The organism is Psychrobacter luti (assembly GCF_014192115.1).
Classification (GTDB): domain Bacteria; phylum Pseudomonadota; class Gammaproteobacteria; order Pseudomonadales; family Moraxellaceae; genus Psychrobacter; species Psychrobacter luti.
The window spans coordinates 439888-464093 of sequence record NZ_JACHXL010000001.1 but is presented as its reverse complement, the minus strand read 5'-3'; the positions used below and the strand labels follow the sequence as shown (position 1 = coordinate 464093).

Sequence of the window (24206 nt, the reverse complement as noted above, 5' to 3'; positions counted from 1 at the left end):
ATCAATAAAAGCGTAACAGGGCAGAGCGGCACTCACTTACATCTACTATCTGCACTTATTTAGCTTAGATCCTCTAACATCACTTCTTAACTTTATTAAATAAGTGCACAAAAAACCTCGTTAAAACACTCACATCATAATGCTTGTTATGCGAGTTAATTACGATTCTCAATTAGCATCTTATTCTTAGTTCATATCGTTACAAGCGCCGTTATTCCCGTATGCTACTATATCTGACTAACTTTGTAAGACATTTCGTTGGTTTTAATCTTTACTGATTAGTTTACTAATAGTACTTTCTATATATGTATTATTGTGAATGTATATGCGGATAAATAAAAATACAGGAGTATAAGTGATGATAGGCAGCCCAAAGGTCATTGATTATTTAAATTTTTTATTAGGTGGTGAGCTTGCAGCTCGTGACCAATATTTTATTCATTCTGAGATGTACGCAGAATGGCATTACGGTAAACTGTATGATCGTATTAGCCATGAAATGCAAGATGAGACGTTACATGCCCGAGCGATTATCCGCCGTATTTTGATGTTGAGCGGTACGCCTAAAATGAGCGTCAACGAGATTCATATTGGAACGACGGTTCCTGAGATGTTGCAGCTTGATCTTAATTTGGAGTATCAGGTACAGCAGCACCTTAAAGACGGCATTGCGCTTTGTGAGGTAGAACATGACTATGTCACCCGTGAGATGCTCGTTGAACAGCTAAAGGACACCGAAGAAGATCACGCTCATTGGCTCGAGCAGCAGTTGCGCCTGATTGATATGATAGGTCTACCTAACTATTTACAAAGTCAGATGGCGGAAGTGTCTCCTGATATTGTTTAGTATTTTATCCACTAAGCACCTTTAACACTTGTTAAAAACCATCGGTAATAAAATAATAATGAATATAGGGAGAGAAAAATGAAAGGGGATAAAGAGATAACACGTGCGCTGAATAAAGTGCTCGGTCAGTCACTGATAGCCATCAATCAGTATTTTTTGCACGCACGTATTGCACGGCATTGGGGTCTAGAGTCGTTAAATGACTCACTATACAAGCAGTCGATTGCTGAGATGAAATGGTCAGATGAGCTGATTGCACGTATTTTGCTCTTAGATGGTCTGCCGAATTTGCAAGAACTTGGTAAAGTCTTGGTCGGCGAAGATGTACCAGAGATTATCGACTGCAACCTGCGTTTAGAGAAGCAGAAGTTCGATATCATCACCGATGCGATTACCTTGTGTGAGAGCAAGCGTGACTATGTCTCCCGACAGCTATTGGTCACCCTAAAAGACGGTAACGAAGAGTATCAAGACTGGTTAGAGACACAACAGGACTTGATTAAAGATATTGGCGTTGAAAATTATATCCAATCACAAATGGATGATGATAAAGCGCCTTAAAATTATAAAAAGTGCTGATACCTGCCAGCGCATACTAAAAAGTCTTAAAGTGACTTTTTAGTATGCGCTGGCATTTTTGTGTCTAACAGATAGTCAGTTCAATATAAAAGAGCGTCGTTCAAAGTAGCGTGTAGCGTTCTGCTGGGATAAATACTTAATACAAGCCACGACCATCTTGAGGTTTAAGGCGTAAAAAGTACAATCCCGAGAGAATAGTTATGATACCAAGTATCCAGTACGTGGTTTGAAACGCCGCCAAGGTATCAAGCTCAAAGCGCTCACGTAGCAGATTCAATAACGCTGCACCAAAGGCAATGCCAAAACTAATCGCTAGTTGTTGATTGACAGCCATCAAGCTATTACCGCTACTGGTCTGCGTACCTTCTAAATCACCGATAGTGATGGTATTCATCGCACTAAACTGCATTGAGTTACAAGCACCCATGACAGTCAAGATAGGGATAAACCAAATCCAATTTGCGGCATCGTTAAACTGTGCCAAGAAAATGATAAGCACACCTATTAAAAAGGTATTGACCACCAACACCTTACGGTAGGTAAAGCGCTGAATGATTTTACTGACCCAAGGTTTGATACCGATTGCACCGACCGCAATGGGCGCAAGCAGCCAACCGGCTTGCGACGGCGAGTATTCAAACACCACTTGTAGCAATAGCGGCAATAAGAAGGGTACGGCGCTGATACCTAAACGCGTGAATAAGTTACCAGTAATACCGATGCGAAAGGTACGAATATTAAATAAGCTCAGCGGAAATAGTGGTGCTGCGCGGCGTTTGGCATGCCAAACATAAGCGCCTATCAGCATACTAGCCCCTAATGCGAGCAGTAGACCGTAAAGCCCACGACCTGTCTGTGAGCCAAATTCCACAGCAAGAGTAAAACCACAAGCGGCTGCCGCAAATAATGCAAATCCTGTCCAGTCTAGACGCTTAGTATCTTCAAATAATGCCGGTACCAGTTTTTTGCCCATGATAAAACCAAAAACACCCATAGGTATATTGATTAAGAATATCCAATGCCAACTGGTATATTGCACAATATAACCACCCAATACTGGTCCAACTAGGGGCGCGATTAACGCTGGTATCACTGCGAAGTTCATGACTGTCAAAAGCTTATTGCGTGGATAAGACTTGACCAATATCAAACGCGCGACAGGGGTCATCATCGCGCCACCAATGCCTTGTACGACGCGCGAACCAATCAAGAAATCTAACGTTGGTGAGGCGGCACACAATAGCGAGCCAATACAAAATATGATAATGGCGTATAAGAATACGCGCCGTGTGCCATATTTGTCCGCTAAAAACCCACTAATAGGAATAAAAATTGCCAAGGTCAGCGCGTAGCTGATGACGGCCCATTGCATTTTTAACGGTGATTCACCGAGAGCTTGCGCCATCTGCGGCAGAGAGGTATTTAAAATGGTGGCATCTAAAATTTGCATAAATAACGCCACCGCTAGCACATAGGGCAGGTATTTATCTTGGGTTGGGGTTAGGGTGACCATATTGACATCACTATATCTTCTGAACGCTGTTGTTAAGTCGGTCTCTAAAAGGCCGCTAAGTTGTGAGTAGTATAAAAATAACCGCCTTAGAGTTAAAGGGTAGCAAAGTAACGGTATACGCCCAGTTATTAGAAATTTACCCTGAACGCTTTGGGATTCTTTTTAATCACTCTTAAACACTAGGTTACAAGACAGGGCTTTAATCAAAGCGTCAATCCTCGCTATAGTAGGTAGCGATAAAGAGCAATCAAACAACATATAATAAAGCAATAAAAAAAGCAGGTAATCCCATGAGTAATGATAAAAACAACCATGCTAGTAGCTATACACCGCCCAAAGTCTGGACCCAAGATAAGGAAAACGGTGGTAAGTTCGCCAATATTAATCGCCCAACGGCTGGTGCACGTTATGAGCAGAAACTACCCGTCGGCGATGCGCCTTTACAGTTATATTCATTGAATACACCCAATGGCGTGAAAGTAAATATCTTGTTAGAAGAGCTTGCTGAGCTGAATGTTAAAGGGGCTGAGTACGACGCCTATCAAATCGACATCTCTGAAGGTGGTCAGTTTGGCTCAGGATTTGTCGCTATCAACCCGAACTCAAAAATACCTGCGCTGGTAGATTATTCTGCTGAGAGTAAAGATGGTGAGCCTATTGCGCTTTTTGAGTCGGGCGCTATCTTATTATATTTAGCGGAAAAGTTTGGCAAATTTGTGCCGCTTGCTGATGGTTCACAAAATAAAGCACGGGCAGACTGTCTGTCTTGGCTTATGTGGCAGATGGGTAGCGCGCCTTTCTTAGGCGGCGGCTTCGGACACTTTTATGCCTATGCGCCTGAACCGCTAGAGTACCCTATCAATCGCTATACGATGGAGACCAAACGCCAGCTTGATGTCTTGGATACGTATCTCAAAGACCACGAGTATATGTGTGGCAACGATGAGTCTGACTATAATATTGCCGATATGATTATCTGGGCATGGTATGGTCAACTCGTACTTGGCAAGCTTTATGATGCTGCCGAGTTCTTACAAGTAGAGGAGTATGAGCACCTAAAGCGTTGGGCGCAAAAAATTGCCGACCGTCCAGCGGTTAAACGCGCGGTAGACTTAGTACTTAAGCCTATTGTTTAAGCGCATTGCTGAATCTCATTACTTGAGCATATATTTTAAGCCGTCTTTCTAAACGATTATTGATGACAGATCACTCCTTTAGACGCCAGTTAAAATAGTCAATCGTCATTTATGCTATGGCCAAGCACATGGCAGAGCCTCATATGATTCAATAAAGAATAGTCCAATAAAAAAGGTTAATAGGCAATTTGCTTATTAACCTTTTGCTTGCTATATTCTATATATTATATTCTTTATTCCAAATATACTTATCTATATATTGAATTGGTACTATACTTGCGTCTTTACATAATGGTACATTAGTATAACAGATAGAAACATTGGTACGTTAAGATAGCAGCCACCGCCTTAATGGGCAGGTGTTGATATTTATTCTATTAATGAGTAATGATTATGAAGGATGATAATAAGACGACGCGTGAATCATCACCCTTAACGAGTGAGATGACAGTTGATTTTGGTTATGCTAACTATAGTAGTGGTAGTCGAAATAACAATGCCAATCAGCAGCGTCATAAAAAATCCAACCTCTTAACAGATAACGCTTATCACACAACAAATCCTATAAAAATAAAAAAGATACCCTTATTGATGACAAAGAAAATTTTATTACCCTTATTTGCAGCCATTAGCACGGCGTTATTTAGCTCAGCGGCGCTGGCTGGCGCGGCCGTTGATTTTAGCAACCAAGATTGGCAAGTAGCTTGCGATAATACTCGTACGTGCCGGCTAGCAGGTTACCAAGCAGAGAATAATAGCGATTTACCAGTGTCGTTATTATTGGTGCGCCGCGCAGGTGCCAATGCCGCAGTCGATGGCAAGGTCAAACTTGGCGGCGCAAAAGAAAGCTCAGCAAAGGCATTGATGCAGCTTGGCAACCGTCATCGCATATCCTTGTTTATTAATGATAGAGATTACGGAGAAACCAAGCCTTACTCGGTAGCGGCAGGTCATGCAGAGCTGACCTCAGCGCAAGTCAATGCGCTACTTGATGCCTTGACGAAGTCAAGCAAGATTGAGCTGGTGATTCGCAATACGCGCTGGCAGCTATCGGATAAAGGTGCCAGCGCCGTCATGCTAAAAGCTGATGAAGCACAGGGCCGAGTAGGGACGTCTAGTGCCTTTATTAGTACCGATGGCGCAAGCAAATCTAATAGTAGTGTATTGGCTCCTAAAGCTGCACCCGCGCTACGCTTGGTCACCCCAAATCCTAAAGCCATCTCTAGCAGTAAGAGAAAATTTGTCATGCGCTCATCGCAGTTAGAAGAGCTGATGAAAACCACCCTGAAGGATGCGGATACGGAGTGCCCAAACTTAGCAGACAAGTCACCTTGGCGGGTCAGCCGTCTAAATAGCAAGCAGCTGCTTGTACAGCATGATTGCTGGATGGGTGCTTATAACACTGGCATGGGGGCTTGGGTGCTCAATGACACGAAGCCTTATCAGCCGACTTTAGTGACGACGAGTGCAACCGATTACAGCAATGGCAAATTAACCTCGGTGCAAAAAGGCCGCGGGATTGGCGACTGCTTATCTAAGACCGACTGGGTATGGACGGGCAAAGCTTTTGAGAAGAGCCATGAAAGCACCACAGGCATGTGTCGCTTGATAGAGGCTGGCGGTGCTTGGCAATTACCAACATACGTGACGGAAGTAAAAGTATCACGTACATAATTAAATTTAATCAAAGCAGCAACTTGCTTAAAAGCTTGGCTTAACATCAGTTTTTAAGCATATATTTGCGGTTATAGCCCTTATTTTGCTAATAAACAGAAAAAGAGCTACTACTTGCATTTTTGTTATGCTATACTGCGTCGCCACGTTAGCTTAGACTATCGTGAATTATGAGATTGATAACATCGCCTGCGATTTTGGGTCTAGGATGACCATAAGTAATTGTTGCCGATGATTTTGTGTACTTAAATAACCCTTCATATACATATTGAAAAACACGTTATTTTTGACTCATATCTTATCTACGAACCCATATATGGGCTAGATTGGTTGTTACCAGCCGTTATCTGCTTTGGACAAAGCATGGATAATGCGCTTTTAGCGAACAAGGATGAGACACTCGGCACTACCACCAAAATACGTCAGACAGCACGAACGCCTTTATAATATTGACAAGCTTTATAAGCTTGGCTTTTGATTGTTAAGCCTTTTTTTAGGGTGATATAATTATTTTATAAATGCAGCGTGATGAACGGTTATCAGTGGTATGCATCAAGCCTGCTGAATTTACAGCAGCTTATACTTACCAAGGATTACTATGACTGACATCTTATCTGCTATCGCCGCTGAAAACGGCATCATCGAAAGCACTGATACCCCAAACACAACTGCAAATACCGATACTAATAATCAAGCGGCTACTACTGACGCTGCTGAAGAAAACAAAATCACTTTTGCTGAACTTAATATTGCCAAGCCAATTTTGACCGCGCTTGATCGCAGTGGTTATACCCACCCAACACCTATTCAAGAACAAGCCATTCCTTTTGCTCTAGCGGGTCGCGACTTATTATTGTCAGCGCAAACCGGTAGTGGTAAAACAGCGGCATTCGTTATCCCAGTACTTGACCGTTTGAGCCGTGCCACTAGCTTTGACAAATTAACCAAAGCCCTTATCCTAACGCCAACGCGTGAACTTGCTCAGCAAGTACATGACAGTGTGCGTACCTATTCTAAAGATATGCGCGGCCTATTCTGTGTGCCATTAGTAGGCGGCGCACCTTATAATGGTCAGATTACTGCTTTGAAAAAAGGCGTTCAAGTAATTGTTGCGACCCCTGGTCGTTTACTTGACCATATTAATGCTGGTCGCGTTGACTTATCAAGCCTAGAAGTTCTGGTACTTGATGAAGCTGACCGTATGCTAGACATGGGTTTTGCTGATGATATCAACGATATCTTGAAAGCTGCGCCTGATAACCGTCAAACCATTATGTGTTCAGCAACTTGGGATGGCCCAGTAGGTAAAATCGCTGCCAGCTTCACCAAAAACCCTGAGCGTGTTTCAATCAAAGTTGAATCAGCACACATCGAAGAAAAAGTGTATTACTGTGACGATTTTGATCATAAAAACCGTTTGCTTGACAAAATTGTTTGCGATAAAGAGATGGAACAAGTCATCATCTTTGCTGCGACCAAACGTAGTACTGAAAAATTAGCCAAATCTCTACAAGAGCAAGGCCATAAAGCAAGCTTCTTGCATGGTGACTTGCCACAAAGCAAGCGTAACCGTATCGTTCAAGACTTGCGTAATGGTAAATGTAAAATCTTAGTAGCGACTGACGTTGCTGCTCGTGGTCTTGACGTGCCAGCACTATCGCACGTCATTAACTATGACTTGCCACGTCAAACAGAAGACTACGTGCATCGTATCGGTCGTTGTGGTCGTGCCGGTCGTACTGGTATTGCTATCAGCCTATGTAGCATGGATGATCGTCCACAGCTAAACGCTATCAACCGTTATTTAGATCGCAAAATGGAAGTATCGGTCATCGAAGGCATGGAGCCTAAGAAGACTTATGTACCTAGCGAAAACAAAGGTAATGGTCGTGGCCGTGGTCGCGGACGCTCAAGTGGCGGCGGTAATGGTCAAGGCCGTGGTCGCTCAAGCGGTGGCTATCAAGGCAATCCTGCTAATGCTCGTGGTCGTTCAAGCGACAGCGCACCAACTGGTCAACGCGCTAGCAATGACAGCGGTTATCAAGGTAAGCCACGTGATTCATCTGGTAAACCAAATGAGCGTTCAGGTGGCAAGCCGTATCAAGGCAAGCGCACTGGTGCTCCTAGCCGTGGTGATAGCACTGGCGTTCCACGCGGTGAGCGTGCTGCAACGGGTCGTGGTCGTCCAAGTGGCAGCCAAGGTCGCCCAGCTGGTCGTGCTGACAGCCGTGGTCAAGGTCGTTCAAGCGGTGGCAACCGTAGTAACAACTCGTAATATTGTTATCGTGACTGCTTAATAATGGCATTTTATTAAATGCCATTGGTCTAGTCAGTTAACCTAACATTAAAAGCCAGATACTTGTTATCTGGCTTTTTTATGCGTCATGGTTTTATAGTAAGGCAGCTGTATTTTAATGATAAAAAATCAACTATGCTAGATCGTTGCTTGCGCGTCTTTTTCGCCTTGTCTATACTGACAGGTTTTTATTCATCGTGTGCTGCGGAGCCATCTGATGCCCGACATTTCTCATTTAGCAATTGACAATCTGCCATTAGCATTTGGCATTATCATGGCCATTATTGGTCTGGTTTTTTATACCCAAGGGCTGCCCGGTAAATTTTGGCGACGCTTTTATGCCGTATTGCCGGGTATTGTGCTGTGCTGCTTTATCCCAGCAACGTTAAACAGTCTAGGTGTCTTCGCTGATGGCATCGGTTCACAGATTTATGGCTTTACCGCTACCTATCTGTTGCCAGCCAGTTTGCTACTAATGACCTTGTCGATGGATGTCCCTAAAATCTTAGGCTTAGGTTGGAAAGCCATTGCGATGTTCTTCGCCGCTAGCATTGCCATCGTCATTAGCGGTCCGATCAGCTTAGGTATCGCTAAATGGATATCGCCTGAGATGTTTACCGACGATACCTTGTGGCGCGGATTTTCATCGGTCGCGGGCAGTTGGATTGGCGGGGCTGCCAACCAAGCGGCAATGAAAGAGTTGTTCGGTGTCAGTGATGATTTATTTGGCATGATGATTTTGGTTGATACTACCAATGCCTCACTATGGTTATTGGCTATTTTGATCATGGCCAAGCACAGCGCTAAGATAGATAAGTTTTTACGAGCTGATAGCAGTAGTATTGATAAAGTGATTGCCGCGGTTGAAAGCTATGAGCGTGACAATGCGCGTCCAGCCACTTTAAATGATTTGATGGTGATGTTTGGCTTGTGTTTCGCCATGGTTGGGGTGGCGCATTTCGTAGGCGGGCAAATAGCAGGCTTCTTTGCCCCTTACAGTTGGGCAGTACAGTACAGCTTTGCCAGCTCATTCTTTTGGATGGTGGTTATTATCACCTTGATAGGGGTAGTATTTTCCTTTACTAAAATTCGCCGCCTTGATCATGTTGGCGCCTCCAAAATCGGTACGGTATTTATCTTTGTCTTAATTGCTGCTATCGGTATGCAAATCAATCTAGCCGGTATTGTCTCGCAGTGGCGTTTGCTACTCATTGGTCTGTTATGGATGAGCATTCACGTCGTGATTATTTTTGCGGTCGCTAGGATGATTCGTGCGCCGTTTTTCTTTTTGGCGGTCGGCTCCAACGCCAATACTGGCGGCGCGTCATCGGCGCCGATTGTCGCCACGGCATTTCACCCATCACTGGCGCCAGTTGGCGTATTTTTGGGTATTTTAGGCTATGCCGTGGGTACTTTTGGTGGTTATATCAGTACGCAGATGATGCGGCTGGTGGTGGGGTAAAATTTAGCTGTATGAGTAATAATAAACAAGGCGCTCAATGATGGAGTTATATTGAGCGCCTTGTTGCATTTTTTATTCTTTATACCATTCATTGGTATCTTTAAACGCCTGCAAACTTTGGGTTTTAATTAAGGTTAGCTTCTTATCGTAAGTTTCCACTATGTTTTTATGGTTGTTTATGGCATATAGTCTGCCTTCAGGATCATAAGGATTTGTTCTAACATCATGGTATTTCATATCAAGCACCAGTTTACCTGATAAATTCATTAAACCTAAATTATTAGCTTCACCAACGGTCTCGCTGTCAGCGCTTTTATCTTTGACGACTGCTAAATAAGCGGGGTAAATAAGAGATTGTATATAATCATATTCTATTGGTGCTACAACGCTGCCGTTATGAGAAAAAATACCGTGTTTGCCATTTTTTCCTACGATGTATAGCAGTAGAAGGGCTTTGTTCTCACCCCATACAGCCTCATAGTTATTTGATAGCCCTTGTAGTTCTAAAGAATCATAAACGGCCGGTATGATGGTTTTACCCTTGTAATCAATCACCCCGTATTTATCGTCGTTTGTTTTCACGATTATATTTTTTTCATTGTTTGAGCGCTCAAATTCAGCATATTGTGACAAATCACTAATCAGTACTTTGCCTGACGTATCTATTAATACTTTTTTGCCATTTAATTGGGCAAGGATGCTGTCGTTATAGATACGCTCATACATATCCTCATATATAGGCTGAATAAGCACCTTCTTTTCTTTGACGCTGAATAAGCCGTATTTGCCGTCTTTTTCAATTACACTCATATTGTCTAAGTAATCAAGTTTATTATCCACAAATCGATAGTCAGAAAATGGCGTTATGATACTGCCAAATTTATTAGTGAGTTGTTGCTGATTGCCTTTGGTAAAGACAATACCGATATTATCCTCGGTTCCATGTGAGTCGCTAAGTGGGGTGATATCGTCATAAGTAAGTGCTTTTACTGTCTCATTATTATCTGTCAGTAAGCCATACTTATTGTCTTTTTTTACCTTTATAAACCTATTGAAATAGCTGAGTTCATCGTAAATGATGGGTATCAATACCTTGTTGTTGCTATCAACCAAACCAAACTTATGATTTATTTGAGCAATATATGAGCTATTATATGGGTTGTATAGGGTTGCTCCAAGCGTATTATCCGCTTCTTCAGCGCTTGTAGCCTCATAAATGACTTCCTCTTCAGTACTGGCGTCCTCCTCATTTTTTAATAATTGACTCTCTATTTCATGCAAAGTGTAAGTACTGTCTTCACTTAGCTCAAGGCCATCATAGAATTCACTGACCTTAAGTTTGCTATCAGCACCCTTGGTAACAATACCTATTTTTTGATTGTGGGCGGCCAAGATAGGAGCATTATATTGGCTATACTGACTGTATAAATAGTCAAAGCTCGCTGGTAGTAGGATGGCCCCACTATTATTAATGATGCCGTACTGACCAGATTTTTTATACTCATATAAATGGCTGTTTAGCAGTCTAATACTGGCGTCAGACTTCATTAGCGGTACACCTTTACCGTTTATTAGGCTTTCGGAAATAACGGTCTCTCTATTCAAATGACCAAGATTGCCAGCGCCTTTAGGAACGTAGGACTTAACACTGAATATCTGCTTATCTTCATTAAAGTTTTCGATATCTATATTTTTGGTAAAGGGTACGACGACTTTTTGATACTGATCGATTAAACCAACTTTGTCCCCTAATTTTGCCTTCATAAACAGACGTTCATTAGGGCAGGTGTCTAGCAACTCTAACTGGTCATACACAGGGGTAATCAAAGTCTGTTTTTTATCATTGATTAAACCGTATTTACCATCTTTTGAAATCATAAAGTAAGTAACGTTATTGGTTTTATCCGTATACAGATAATTAGTCTGGATATCTTTATCGAATACTTTGCTGGCAGGATAAAGCCAATCACCTGCGCCATTGGCTATTGCGGTAGCTTCTTTACTACCAAAATACTTGGTTAGATGATAAAAATTATTGTCTAAAACCTCAATAGCACCATATTTGAAGTCTAAAACCATCTTTCCAGTTGCATCAATAGCGCCAAAGTAGCCATGACGTTTGGCGACAATACGCCCATCTTCATAGGCTTTGATGTCATATAACTTGTCTTGAACGACAGCACCTTTATCATCGATAAGTTGATAATAAGCATTGTTGGCTGCCAATGTTAGCTTATGAGGGTGGGCGTTGTTTAGCTCATCAATTTCAATGGAATACAATTTACCTTGATCACAACTACAAGTGTCGGCGTGGGCGCTTTGCGTCGTTGTTATCGAAACGATGGTAAGTGATGCTAACGCTAACGATATGGCTAAGCTTAATTGACGTACCTTAGGTGCAAGTGCTTTGGCGTTCATAGTAGTTATTGGCATATTTAATAAAATTTTGTTGGTAGTAGGAGTTGAAATTTACCCTATATATAGATTCATTGGCAATAGCTTTGTTTGATTAATAGGAGATAAACAAACTTTTTATAGCTACAGCTGTACACTCACAGTCAAAAACTCTGCACGCACAGTCAATCTATTTTGCCAAAACCTCGCTATAGTGAAAAAGCTTGATCATTAGGATAGATGATAAGCCAGATAAAGCGCGCGCTGAAGGGTAAGGATAAATGGTCATATAGACCAGCATATTCTCTTATTTCTCTTATATAAATGCGCTTCTTCTGACCCAAATTTCTCGACAAGGAGTCTTTCATGAGCAACGCTCACCCCTCTATAGATCCTATTACCTTGTCTGTCGTACGTGGTGCCCTAGAAACGGCGCAGCGTGAGATGACAACCACCTTAGAAAAAACTGCCCGTTCGAGTGTCTTTAACTTAGCCCATGACTACAGTAATGCGCTGTTTGATCATTTGCCTGAGATGATTTTGCAAGGGCAAGATATTCCCATTCATTTAGGCTCACTCATGCCCGCCATGAAAGCCGTCGCCGAATATTATGGGGACGACATTCATGAAGGCGATGTGATTTATCATAACGATCCTGTGATGATGGGCAGCCATATCTTAGATTGCTGTATGTATAAGCCGGTATTTTATAAAGGCGAGCTGGTCTTTTGGACGGTCTGTAAAGGTCATGTTACTGATATCGGAGGCCCTGTACCCGCAGGCTATAACCCTGACGCCAAAGAGATATATGCTGAAGGCTTGCGCATTCCGCCTATTAAGATTTGGGAGAAAGGCGTCAGACGTCGTGATGTGATTAACCTCATACACAGTAATATGCGCTCACGCCGTAATCAAGAAGGCGATCTCAATGCTCAGTATGGGGCATGTGCCGTCGGCGAGCGTAATATGATTGCGCTGTTAGATAAATATGGTGTTGAAACAGTGCGCGGCGCGATTGAAGAGCTAAAGAACATGGCTGACCACCATATGCGCTCATTAATCTCCTCTATCCCAGATGGCGATTATCATGGCGAGGCGGTATTAGAAGACTCAGGTCATGGCTTGGGTGATATGACCATCAGCGCCGACATTGTCATCAAAGACAGCGACGTGCATATTAAAATTACCAGTCCACCGCAAGTCCCTTACTTTATCAACTCTTATGCCGGTAACTCGATGTCAGGGGTATTACTTGGGCTGATGATGTTTGCCCAAGTAGAGCCGCCGTATAACGAAGGCTTATATCGCTGTGTTAGCGTTGATTTGGGTGAGCATGGCACCTTATGTAATGCCAAAGAACCTGCACCGCATGTCAACTGCACAACCACGCCGATGGAAACTTTAACTGATGCGGTACGTATGGCATTTGAAGCAGCAGCACCAGAGCGCGTTACCGCCTCTTGGGGACATTCATCAGGGATTAATATCGCTGGTATCGACCCAAAAACTGGCGAGCAATACGTCACCATGATTTTAGCGTCTATTATTTCAGGGGCCGGAGCCACGCAGCAAATGGATGGCTGGCATGCTTGTGGGCCATTGAGCTGCTTTGGGGCGCTAAGCTCAGGGGATATCGAGCTGTTAGAGTACCAGTATCCTATCTTAATCCATAAGTATGGCTTGGCAGAAGACAGTGGCGGCGCAGGCGAGTATCGCGGCGGCTGTGGTACGGTTTGGGAAGTTGAGCCATTAGACCATACCATGACGGTTATTGCCTTTGGCGAAGGTCGTCAGCATCCTACTATGGGCGCAGGCGGTGCGGAACAAATCTCACCCGAGCTTAAGGTTGGGCGTCTAGAGATACTACATAAAGACGGGCAAACGGACTTATATAGAAAAAACACCGTTACGGAAATCACGCCGGGTGAACGCGCGCGGAATACCAATCCGGGTGGCGGCGGCTACGGCAGCTCATTTGATCGCGATATTCAAGCGGTCATCAAGGATGTACAAGAAAGGATTATCTCAATCTCTGCGGCAAAGATTGAATACGGCGTGGTGATTGACCCAGAAACTCTGATGCTAAATGAAGCTGAAACTGAGTATTTGCGCCGTCAGATAACCGCATAAAACACACATTGAACTTTCATGATTGAGTTAAGGATGACTTATGAACAACGATTTTCGTATTGGCGTTGATGCTGGCGGGACTTTTACAGATTTTGTCTTGGCAGAAAAAACCGGTGACATTCATCTGTTTAAAGCGCCATCGACCCCAGAGGATGGCACCTTAGCCATTGCCAATGGTCTACAGCAAATTGCCAACAAGTTTAACCGTCCTATCGAGGACATCATTCAAGCCTGTGACTTATGCATAAATGGTACGACGGTTGCACTGAACGCACTGATTCAAATGACAGGCGTGAAAGTGGGCTTGCTATGTACCAAAGGGCATGAAGACAGTATCGAGATACGCTTAGGGCACAAAGAAGAAGGTCATCGCTATGATGCCAGTTACCCGCCGGCACCACAGATTGCAACGCGTGACCGCCGCTTTCCTATCCGTGGTCGTATCTTAGCAGACGGCACCGAACACGAGCCGTTAAATGAGCAAGATATCCTCGATGCGATTGAAGTGTTAAAACAGCAAGACGTGCAAGCGGTCGCCATCTCTTTTGTGTGGTCTATTCGTAATACCCAGCACGAACAGCGTGCCAAAGAGCTGGTCGAGCAGCACATGCCGGGAGTGTTTGTCTGCTGCGGTAGTGAAGTATATCCGCAGATTAAGGAATATACACGGACCTCAACGACACTGGTTAATGCCTATTTAAGTCCCGTTATGGCGTCTTATGTACATAAGATTGATGATTACTTTAAGGCGCTCGGCGCTGAGCAGCCTGTGCGTTATTTTCAGTCAAATGGCGGGCTTGCAGTCGGCAATATCATGCGCGAACGAGCGGTTAATGCCATCAACTCAGGACCCGCATCAGCACCGCAAGCCGGTTTATATATTGCCAGCGCCTTTGGTATTGATAACATCATCACCGTCGATATGGGCGGTACGTCTTTTGACATCACTATGGCCAAATCTGGTCGAACCAGCTTAAACCGTGATATTGATTTTTTACGCAATCGTATTGGTGTACCGATGATTCATGTCGAAACGCTAGGCGCGGGCGGCGGCTCTATTGGTCACGTGAATAATTTTGGTATGTTAGAAGTTGGTCCACAAAGTGCTGGCGCGACCCCAGGTCCAGCGTCTTATGGTAAAGGCGGTGAGTTACCAACGGTTACCGATGCCAATCTGGTCTTAGGCTACCTAGAGCCCGATGCTGTGCTAGGCGGCTGCGTGACTTTGGATAAAGATAAAGCGCTGCAAGCGGTGCAAAAACATATCGCTGATCCATTGAAGATTGACTTGGCACATGCAGCCTTTGGTATCAGTGCCATCGTCAACCAGAATATGGCAAATGGTATTCGCCGTATTACTATTGAAAAAGGCTATGACCCTCGCGACTTTGCACTTATCTGTGCCGGCGGCGCTGCTGGCATGCATATTGTTGATTTGGCAGAAGAGATGGGTATTGGTACTATTTTGATACCAAAGATTGCTTCTTGTCTCTGCGCCTTTGGTCAAATCATCTCTGATATCAAATATAATTATCTGGCCACGCAGATGATGATGATTGCGCCAGATTCAGAGCTACAGTCGCTCAATGCCACCTTACATGAGCTAGAAAGCCTAGGAGTGCAAAAACTGCTAGAAGATGGTTTTGCAGAAGACGACATTATCATCGAGCGCACTATGGAGATGCGCTACGTCGGGCAGGTGCATGAGTGTAATGTGCTGATACCCAATGGCAAGCTTGATGCCGATAGCGTGCAAACGATTTTAGAAGCCTTCCATCACCGTCATAAAGAGCTCTATACTTATGATGAGCGTGATAATAAGGTCGAGCTGGTCAATATCGAAGTCGCTGTCATCGGTAAAATCAGTAAGCCCAAGCTACCAGAGCTTGCTAAGCAACAAGGTGATATCAGTCAAGCGCAAGTTGGTAGCCGTGAGATGATCATGGATCAAGAATACGAATGGATTGATACGCCTATTTATAATGGTGAGGAATTTGGGGCAGGGGCGCTGATTGCAGGACCGGCGCTTATACAAGAACCCACCACCACGATTGTGATCAAAAAAGGCTGGCAAGCAGAATTGCATGAGACGGGCACTTATAAGCTGACCAAAGCCGCTTAGCTTGCTGTTTTCATCGTTAACGCTTTATAGCTTTCCCATCAGGCATTAAACAAGGTTTAATGCCTGATGTTTATTTTAGGTATCATATTTAGACATCAGGGTAATAATACGTTTATGATATAGAAAATAACCGCTTAGTGCCCAATAAGGCGCTTATAAGCAGCTATTACCGCTCATTTTTTATTCATAGAGTATTCAAGGATGAATGCAGGTCACGATACAGATAAGACAAATGGCACAGCAAACAGCAATAGTCTCATGGACATTGTAGGGGACAACTCCATTTCAAATTCGTCAATACCATCAGCACTATTAACCCCATTTGCGCCAATATCTTCAACGCCTGCTATAAGTGCTCCTCAAACGTTAGACGCATTTGACTGGAAGCGCACTATCAATGACACCTATTTTGACCTCAATGTAAGCTTTCGCCAGCCAAGTCAATTTTCTGGTTACTTGCAACACGCTAGGCTTTTGGATATCGGCGTATCTCATTATCATGCCAATACCGTACATTATAAACGCAGCTTAGCAAGCAGTCAGTCTAGTGACGGCACTAAGGACAATAATAGCGATGATAGTATTTTAATCACCTTTCCTGTGACCGGAAGCGTTCGTTTTGCGCAAAAAAACCGCCAATTAACCTCAAGCCCGGGTCAGTTCTTTATTGAGTTATCAAACTTACCTTATGAGTTTTATCATCTGCAAGAAGTATCATTATATGTGATTAAGGTGCCTTTAACGTTATTAACCCCGCAGATTGGCACTATAGAGCGGCAGTTTGCCCGCAGTCTGTCCATTGATGAAGGCGCAGGCAGGCTGCTGGTTTTTCAAATCAGACAGATATTAGAGTTGATTCAGCAGCATCGATTGGCGGCTCTAGAGGTTAAAATCCTAGAGCAGCAGCTGCTTAATCTTATTGTATTAACATTGAGTGCTCCGAAAGAAGTGATGATGAGTACCAGCTCGTCCATACAGTCGGTGCATCTAAAGCGTATCGAGCATTATGTCCAGCTGCACCTAGAAAACCCTGATTTAACCCCAGCGCTGGTCGCTGCTGCTTGCCATATATCGGTCAGATACTTGCATAAACTGTTTGCTGACTTGCCCTATAGTTTTTCAGAATGGGTAAAGGAATTACGTTTAAAGCAAGCCAATCATATTTTAAAAACCAAAAGTTACGTAACCATCGATGAAGTGGCGCATAGGGTCGGTTATGGCAACCAAGGTTACTTTTCACGCATTTATAAGCAGTATTTTGGTTATACGCCGCGAGATACCCCAAGCACAGGATAGTCATTGTTATGTACTCTGCCATGTAGTCGCTGTATGATTTATGAATTGAGCATAAGCGCGTATATTAAGTTAAGGAAAAACCAAGATGACTGATGCTATGAATGATGACACAGCAAAAGTAGAGATTTATGAAAGCGCTGATGGAGAGGCGCAGGTAGACGTTCGCTTCGAGCAAGAGACGGTCTGGCTTTCACAAGCACAAATGACCGAGTTGTTTGGTCGTGACCAATCAGTGATTTCGCGTCATATTGCTAATGCTATAAACGATGAAGAAATTGCTGAAAAAAGCAATATGCAAAAAATGCATATTGCAAATTCTGATCGCCCTGTGACTTTTTATGACTTAGATGTGGTTATCTCAGTAGGGTATCGTATCAAATCTCCCCAAGGTGTGCAGTTTAGACGCTGGGCAACTCAGCGCTTAAGAGAATACTTAGTTCAAGGCTATACACTCAATCAAGAGCGCTTTGATAAAAACTCAAGCGAGCTACAACAGGCGTTAAATTTAATTAGAAAAACCGCGCAAAGTCCCGAGCTTAAAACCGATGAAGGACGCGGCTTGGTGGAGATTATCAGTCGTTATACACAGACATTCTTATGGTTACAACGCTATGATGAAGGTTTGCTTGAAATCCCGCAGGGCAAGATGGCGGTATCTTACCCAGTCCGACTGAAGCAATGGCAGCGCTGACGGATTTGAAAGCGCAGCTGATAGATAGAGGTGAGGCGACTGAGCTATTTGCTAAGCCTCGCGGTGATGGTTTGGACAGTGTGCTGGGTAATTTAGAGCAGACGGTGTTTGGTGAGCCTGCATACCCGACCATTGAGAGTAAAGCGGCGCATTTATTATACTTTATGGTCAAAAATCATCCCTTTACCGATGGCAATAAACGCAGCGGCGCTTTTTTGTTTGTAGATTTTTTACATCGGAATAATCGACTGCTCAATGATAAAGGTGACATGGTTATTAATAACACGGGGCTTGCCGCATTAACTTTGTTGGTTGCTGAGTCTGACCCCAACCAAAAAGAAACCTTGATTAAACTGATTATGAATATGCTGTCGTTAGAATCTTAATAAGTAGGCTTGTTGTCAGCATTACTTAACCCCTTAAAACAGATAACGCCAATAATAAAAAGCACGGTCTAACGACAAAAATTAGAGGATATTCAATATGTTTAGCATGATAAAAGACTGGCGCGAGCAGCGTATATTGGACAACAGCGAGTTTACCCATGCTGACTGGCTGCAAGCGGCTCAGCGTATTGTGATACTTGATAGGTTGAACGAAGATGAGCTAACACGCTTGTTTGAGCTGGCGACGTTGTTTTTGGCGGATAAGTCGATTACTGGCGCGCAGGATTTTGAGATTACCGATGCGGTTAGGCAATCTATCGCCTTACAAGCTTGCCTGCCTATTTTAAACCTAAGCCTTGAGTGGTACGCTGGCTGGTCGGCCATTATTATTTATCCAGGTTCTTATAAAAGCGAAACCACCACCGTAGATGAGTTGGGTATCGTCCATGAGGGCAGTCAGCACCGTAGCGGAGAAGCGTGGCAGCGCGGTCCCGTTATTCTGTCGTGGAAGGATGCCAAACACTCAGGTGAGCGTGATGGTCACAATGTTGTCATTCATGAGTTTGTGCATAAGCTTGATATGCTAAATGGTCGCGCCAATGGCTTTCCGCCGCTGCAACCCGATATGGATCCTGCGCGTTGGACTGAGATTATGACGCGAGACTTTGAGGATTTTCAAAGCCATCACAAATCAGGTCTTGACCGTTATGGCGCGACTAATCCTGCGGAGTTTTTTGCGGTACTCAGCGAAGTATTTTTTGAAACGCCGCAAAAGCTGATTGATGCTTACCCTGATATTTACGACATAATGGTGAAGTTTTTTCGCCAAACACCACTATGAATGAAAGGTGTCTTGGTAAAAGCAATTAGAAAAAACCATACTTACGAGAATATGAATTTCATGAAAAAATTGCTAATTTTAATTTATGCTTTGCTGATAACACATACAGCATATGCTATCAATGCTCCCTCACAATATCCTAAAGAGCTGCAAGAATTAGGAGGATATATAGATTCAACCCTCGATAAAGTCCAAAATATATCTGATAATAATGAAGATTTTTGTTCAACTCAGTCAGCTTTTGCTTTTAATATTATGGAGATGAGACAAAAAGGGGTTGAGTATAGCGACATTTATCATTTAATGAATATAAACGACAAATCAGATTTAACTACAAAAGGTATGGATAAACTAAATAGTTATAAGGGCGTTTTTGAGGAAGCGTATGATTATCCAGTATATGAAAGCAAAGAGAATAAGGGTACTGCTACTACCTTCTATATGACCTATAAAAACCATCAATGTTTACTCAGTTTATAAATGTTTTTACGGATTTTTCAGTCGCTAATTTCTAAATTATCCGTTTAATAGCTTAAAAAAGCCATAAAAGGGCAGTGTATTGATTTAATAACACTGCCCGTTATTGATTTTTATGACTGTAAGCACTTGTTTTTATAGGTAAAAATTATTTAAACCGTCCATTGCTCATTTACAATAGCAACCAGATAACGTTTGCCTTGGTACTCATCAAACACTAAGCGCAGGATACGCCAGTCCATACCAGAGTATTGCTCTGAGCCTTTATAATAAAACTCAACAAACTCTGAATTGGGGTAAATCTCTTTTAAATTATTGATCATACTGCCGCTATGCTTAAATTCATTAACGCTGATACTGGCATTGTTATATTTCTCACCAGCGACCCATGTATCTAAGTATTCTGGTAGCGGAATCACCAATGTGTCGCCAGAACCGTCCAAATCACCCCAAGTAAAGCGGATTTTGGCTTGTTGTAGGTATTGAGCGAATTGCTCACGGTTAAAGACTTTATCGGTCTCAGGGCGCACATAGGCATACATTGAAAAACGCACACCGCGAGTCGGATGGATATCATTGGTGATACGGGCAAAGTCGTCATTTGCTAGGGCACGCTGAATCCGTAATGCTTGCTGTCTAAGTGTTTGCTGGCTGGCATCAGAGACGATAGGCGCTGAGGTATTACCATTTTTCTGACTTGGTATTTTGACATTGGATTCAGCGGAAGATGAGCAGCCAGTCGCAACAAGTATGGAGATAAAGCAAGCAGCAGTCGTTAATTTATAAAAACTTGACTGAAAAATATTAGAACGAGATGACGGCATCATAAGAATATCCTTATCGTAGCTTATTAAAATTATAACGGCATTGGACCTGAGACCTAAGTAATTACTGAGTTAAAAGGGGTTTCGCTCATCAATAGTACTCATAACTGCTCAAAGTTAATAATGGTGCTGTGTAAACAAGGTTTTTGTTTGAGAAACCTTACCAACACAATTGCGCAGTAAAGTAGTAGTTTATATTTGTTTTAATGAATATAATACTAAATATGTGATAGCAGATGGAGGACGTCATGCAGAAGACACTATTTTATATAATGATGTTATTCCTAGGGTTTTCTGCTATATCTGCGACCGCCAATCTAACAGAGGCATTACAGACGGCTTTTGCCATGAAAGTCACTACAATCGCTGATATGTACCAGCAGGATGTGAATAATCAGGGTCAAGATTATCCGGTGGTATTACAACAATATGGTAACCAAGAGCTACAGGCGGCCATGCGGCTGGAGCAAGATTACTTTGCTAGAGAGCAAACGTCATGTCATATTGGTTATGACGTGTTGTGGAGCTCCCAAGATCCTGACTATGAACAAGAGAAAAAGTTTTCAGTGACCACACAAGGATTGGTTCAAGTCAGCTTGGCGCAAGGCAATGATGTGTATTATGAATTGTCCTGTGATGATTCTGCCTGCCAAGTGGCAGATGTTATCTTAGATGAGGACGGCTCATCTTTAAGAGAGCATTTGCAAAATGCTTGTCGTTAAATGAAATCTGAAACATTGATAAAAATATTTTCGAATAAGTAAAATAGAAATTAGTTAGTGCTAGATAAAGTAAGTTACTCGAAACGCTTAAGACCGTTGGTTTGTTTTCGCATAATGTATATTATGTTAAATGAAGTATATGCGATATTAAGTTCATCAATATGTCAAACATCCTTTACATTATTGCCAAGCCTTCCTACGGACACTCTCGAAATACTTTGCCGTATTTCCAGGTAATATATACGAAGACAGCCAGTGAAAATATAAAAACAATTTAAACTTAGAACTTAATTCTGGTAAATTATTATAAGCATCGAAGAAAGAGTATCTTATATTTAAATCTTTCGCTAATCTTCGATAGTCTTTCATTATCCGCCACATAACAATCCATTGTTTACTAGGATTTATGGTTGTATATTTACCTACGCTATTCACTAGATACAGACGCACAAATAATTTTTCTAGAATATCAACCTCATCTTTACTTAATGTATGTTTTAAACCCTCTTTAAACCCATATTCGGCCGTATATAGTCGGTCAAGCGTTCTTGGATTGGGTTTAGATCTAACTATAGACTCATTGTCTTCATTATACTTATAAGCAAGAATATTTGTATTTAGCAAGCTCTTTACAAAAAAAGGATATATAAAGTCAAGCGAATTATCTTCATAATAGCAATATTCTGGGTAGTAAATATCATTATCAATAAGCATTTCACGCCTATAAACATTGGACCACAACGGCACAAGACTGCCTAATAAAATTGTACGAACCTCTGTAGGATTAATATAACTACCAGGAGCTACCTCTAGACCACTCTTTTCTATACCCCTTGCCGAGTAGTTAAAATGAATAACGTCGTAATTACCGGCGCTGTACTCCTTAATAAAATCAACAGCTTCCTGCGTAATATCATCATCTGAATCAACAAACCAAACATATTTGGCTTGAGAGAGTTTTAATCCTGCGTTTCTCGCACCACCAGGACCTTTATTACCCTGCTTTATCAATTGTATATTTTGATCTGGGAAACTATCCTTATAGTTACTAAGGTCAAGATAAGTGTTATCTGTAGACCCATCGTCAACAAGAATTATTTCTACACCATCTAGAGACAATTCAGTCAGAGTTTTTAATAGAGTCAAAGAAGAAATATCTCTATTGTAAAAAGGCACTATCAGACTCAAATACATAAAGATAACCCCTCATAAAAAATAAGTTAGGTATAGCAGCCAATTTAAAATAGAAAGTACCAAAACACACTGTTTCTACTAGAAATACGTCAGCCCTACCCTATTTTTAGAAAAACTTTTTAACAGAATAAATCAATTCATCTTGAGCAATAATTTAAGAGACCAAAATACGAGCTAAACGGAATGGCCTACGGATTTTATTTCTTTCAATATTTAAGAGGTTTGTATCTTTGTCATACTTAAAATCACAAACAGGCATGTATTTGAGCAGAGGATTTAAGGTGTCATCGTTATTAATATTTGTCATTAAAACACTCTAAAAAACGTAACCGTTTTTTAGAGTAGCTTCTACATGTATGAAGTAGACTTCGATGGCAATGTAATTGTCAATAACGTAGTATTTTTATAATAGTCAAGTAAAGTAATTCTATACCTTGTATTAAACGACTTCAAATCAATATATAACTTTTAATGAATATATTGCAAGCTAAACTTTATACTATTAGCTATAAATAAACGCATTTAATCCGATTGATTGAAGAGTTAAGCAACTATCAGAACGGCAGTTTGAGCTGACGAAACAAAAAGATGTACAGAAAGCGCAAAATAAGGAATTACTTGGGTAGATATAAACAATAAGTAAACCTACCAAATTGAATTAATAGAACAGACAAAATAAGCGCAAGAGCAAATAATATAGATTATTGCAGATTCGAAAAGAACTGCGGACAGCAAATCAATCTATCGAAAAATGAGGGTGTTTTAGATTCTGGGTAACCGGATACCATTGATGTTTTAGGTGTCCATTAAGATGTCCGATTACTAGATAAACATAGATGAGTGCTCAAAATAATTCGTATTCGGTTAGTATTTCGGGTATTGCAGGTTTGAGTGTGCAGGTTTCGCCAAATCGCAAAAAATCGTATTGCCTGCGTTACGCGCATCCACACCTTGAAGGCAAGCGCCCCAAAATCATGCTATGCAATATTGATGATGCCAGCTTATATGAGGTTAAGTACAAAGCGGTGTCTATACTTAACTTAGCCTTGTAGCGAAAGGTGTTCACCCCAAAGCCCGCCACTAATAAGAAAAAACCAATAAATATGCGCACTTAAAAAACGCGCCTTATAAGGTTAAGTAAACAAGGTGACATTCAGTGAGTCGACGCTCAAGTTTTGGAACTTGTGCTTAGGTACATGTGCCACAAAATTGGTGATATGAGAGTGAATGACATCACTAGCGAGATTATCCTAAATGTGTGTGAATGGGATTTCACACCAAAGAGGCTAAGCTGTTCGCGCTTGATAATTATGACCCCTTTAGTCAGGCCAATGTATTATCTAGAGGGTTAATAGGTGGTACTACTGTTACCAACGATGCTAGAATTGATGAAGCGGTGCTATATGTGGCCTCACCTATTTATAAGCCGCGCTTTAACCTTGCTACTGGTCAATGTTTGGATGATAAGAGTGTCACGCTTGCTACTTATAATGTTGAGCTTAATACCAGTCTTGAAGATAATGATGTGGTGATAAAATATAGTCAGTTAGAAACTTCATCTGCAATATTAGAAATGGAAGTTGTCTAAGGTGTTGGTTTGCTCTCACGTATATTTTAACTAA

Annotated in this window: 20 protein-coding genes; 16 read left to right on the top strand and 4 right to left on the bottom strand. The window is 42.0% G+C overall.

The window, feature by feature from the left end:
• Positions 1 to 358: 358 nt before the first annotated feature.
• Positions 359 to 847 (top strand): bacterioferritin, encoded by a 489-nt coding sequence (gene bfr / locus FHS24_RS01840; protein WP_183618244.1) that lies wholly within the window; start codon positions 359 to 361, stop codon positions 845 to 847.
• A 78-nt stretch (positions 848 to 925) separates the two neighbouring features.
• Positions 926 to 1408, top strand: a complete 483-nt coding sequence (gene bfr / locus FHS24_RS01835; RefSeq protein ID WP_183618242.1) for a bacterioferritin — start codon at positions 926 to 928, stop codon at positions 1406 to 1408.
• A gap of 154 nt (positions 1409 to 1562) precedes the next feature.
• Here bfr (FHS24_RS01835) and FHS24_RS01830 read toward each other — a convergent pair whose 3' ends face one another.
• The gene (locus FHS24_RS01830; protein WP_183618240.1) at positions 1563 to 2939 is read right to left on the bottom strand and encodes a DHA2 family efflux MFS transporter permease subunit; all 1377 of its coding nucleotides are present in this window, start codon (positions 2937 to 2939) and stop codon (positions 1563 to 1565) included.
• A gap of 290 nt (positions 2940 to 3229) precedes the next feature.
• On the opposite strand from FHS24_RS01830, the gene yghU reads away from it, so the two are divergent.
• From yghU to FHS24_RS01810, 4 genes are all read left to right on the top strand, one after another.
• Complete coding sequence (gene yghU, locus FHS24_RS01825) at positions 3230 to 4075, top strand: glutathione-dependent disulfide-bond oxidoreductase (RefSeq protein ID WP_183618238.1); 846 nt, start codon at positions 3230 to 3232, stop codon at positions 4073 to 4075.
• A gap of 393 nt (positions 4076 to 4468) precedes the next feature.
• Complete coding sequence (locus FHS24_RS01820; RefSeq protein WP_227671773.1) at positions 4469 to 5749, top strand: DUF1176 domain-containing protein; 1281 nt, start codon at positions 4469 to 4471, stop codon at positions 5747 to 5749.
• A gap of 598 nt (positions 5750 to 6347) precedes the next feature.
• Positions 6348 to 8024, top strand: coding sequence for a DEAD/DEAH box helicase (locus FHS24_RS01815; protein WP_183618236.1), 1677 nt, complete (start codon positions 6348 to 6350; stop codon positions 8022 to 8024).
• 238 nt (positions 8025 to 8262) lie between these two features.
• Positions 8263 to 9507: a DUF819 family protein gene (locus tag FHS24_RS01810; RefSeq protein WP_183618234.1), complete on the top strand. Its 1245-nt coding sequence runs from the start codon at positions 8263 to 8265 to the stop codon at positions 9505 to 9507.
• Positions 9508 to 9579: 72 nt separating this feature from the next.
• Here FHS24_RS01810 and FHS24_RS01805 read toward each other — a convergent pair whose 3' ends face one another.
• Positions 9580 to 11925 (bottom strand): WG repeat-containing protein, encoded by a 2346-nt coding sequence (locus FHS24_RS01805; protein ID WP_183618232.1) that lies wholly within the window; start codon positions 11923 to 11925, stop codon positions 9580 to 9582.
• 342 nt (positions 11926 to 12267) lie between these two features.
• Here FHS24_RS01805 and capB point away from each other — a divergent pair, with 342 nt between their 5' ends.
• From capB to FHS24_RS01775, 7 genes are all read left to right on the top strand, one after another.
• On the top strand, positions 12268 to 14031 hold the full coding sequence (gene capB, locus FHS24_RS01800; protein ID WP_183618230.1) for a caprolactamase subunit beta: 1764 nt from the start codon (positions 12268 to 12270) through the stop codon (positions 14029 to 14031).
• Between the two features lie 40 nt (positions 14032 to 14071).
• The gene (gene capA / locus FHS24_RS01795; RefSeq protein WP_183618228.1) at positions 14072 to 16153 is read left to right on the top strand and encodes a caprolactamase subunit alpha; all 2082 of its coding nucleotides are present in this window, start codon (positions 14072 to 14074) and stop codon (positions 16151 to 16153) included.
• A gap of 201 nt (positions 16154 to 16354) precedes the next feature.
• Entirely contained in the window at positions 16355 to 17449 is a 1095-nt protein-coding gene (locus tag FHS24_RS01790) for a helix-turn-helix transcriptional regulator (RefSeq protein ID WP_183618226.1), read from the top strand.
• A gap of 85 nt (positions 17450 to 17534) precedes the next feature.
• Entirely contained in the window at positions 17535 to 18140 is a 606-nt protein-coding gene (locus tag FHS24_RS12680; RefSeq protein WP_233449072.1) for a virulence RhuM family protein, read from the top strand.
• Positions 18128 to 18526, top strand: coding sequence for a type II toxin-antitoxin system death-on-curing family toxin (locus FHS24_RS12675; RefSeq protein ID WP_233449071.1), 399 nt, complete (start codon positions 18128 to 18130; stop codon positions 18524 to 18526). The genes FHS24_RS12680 and FHS24_RS12675 overlap by 13 nt, the downstream gene beginning before the upstream one ends.
• Positions 18527 to 18623: 97 nt before the next feature.
• Positions 18624 to 19367 (top strand): M90 family metallopeptidase, encoded by a 744-nt coding sequence (locus tag FHS24_RS01780; RefSeq protein WP_183618224.1) that lies wholly within the window; start codon positions 18624 to 18626, stop codon positions 19365 to 19367.
• Between the two features lie 60 nt (positions 19368 to 19427).
• Positions 19428 to 19847: a hypothetical protein gene (locus FHS24_RS01775; protein ID WP_183618222.1), complete on the top strand. Its 420-nt coding sequence runs from the start codon at positions 19428 to 19430 to the stop codon at positions 19845 to 19847.
• Positions 19848 to 19996: 149 nt separating this feature from the next.
• Here the strand turns inward: FHS24_RS01775 and FHS24_RS01770 are convergent, their stop codons facing one another.
• Entirely contained in the window at positions 19997 to 20671 is a 675-nt protein-coding gene (locus FHS24_RS01770) for a hypothetical protein (protein ID WP_183618220.1), read from the bottom strand.
• 245 nt (positions 20672 to 20916) lie between these two features.
• On the opposite strand from FHS24_RS01770, the gene FHS24_RS01765 reads away from it, so the two are divergent.
• The gene (locus tag FHS24_RS01765; protein ID WP_183618218.1) at positions 20917 to 21390 is read left to right on the top strand and encodes a hypothetical protein; all 474 of its coding nucleotides are present in this window, start codon (positions 20917 to 20919) and stop codon (positions 21388 to 21390) included.
• Between the two features lie 180 nt (positions 21391 to 21570).
• Here FHS24_RS01765 and FHS24_RS01760 read toward each other — a convergent pair whose 3' ends face one another.
• Positions 21571 to 22584 (bottom strand): glycosyltransferase, encoded by a 1014-nt coding sequence (locus FHS24_RS01760; protein ID WP_183618216.1) that lies wholly within the window; start codon positions 22582 to 22584, stop codon positions 21571 to 21573.
• Between the two features lie 836 nt (positions 22585 to 23420).
• Here FHS24_RS01760 and FHS24_RS01755 point away from each other — a divergent pair.
• Both FHS24_RS01755 and FHS24_RS01750 read left to right on the top strand, forming a co-directional pair.
• The gene (locus FHS24_RS01755) at positions 23421 to 23636 is read left to right on the top strand and encodes a hypothetical protein (RefSeq protein ID WP_183618214.1); all 216 of its coding nucleotides are present in this window, start codon (positions 23421 to 23423) and stop codon (positions 23634 to 23636) included.
• Positions 23637 to 23848: 212 nt separating this feature from the next.
• Positions 23849 to 24172, top strand: coding sequence for a nitrite reductase (NAD(P)H) small subunit (locus FHS24_RS01750; RefSeq protein WP_183618213.1), 324 nt, complete (start codon positions 23849 to 23851; stop codon positions 24170 to 24172).
• The last annotated feature ends 34 nt before the right edge of the window (positions 24173 to 24206 follow it).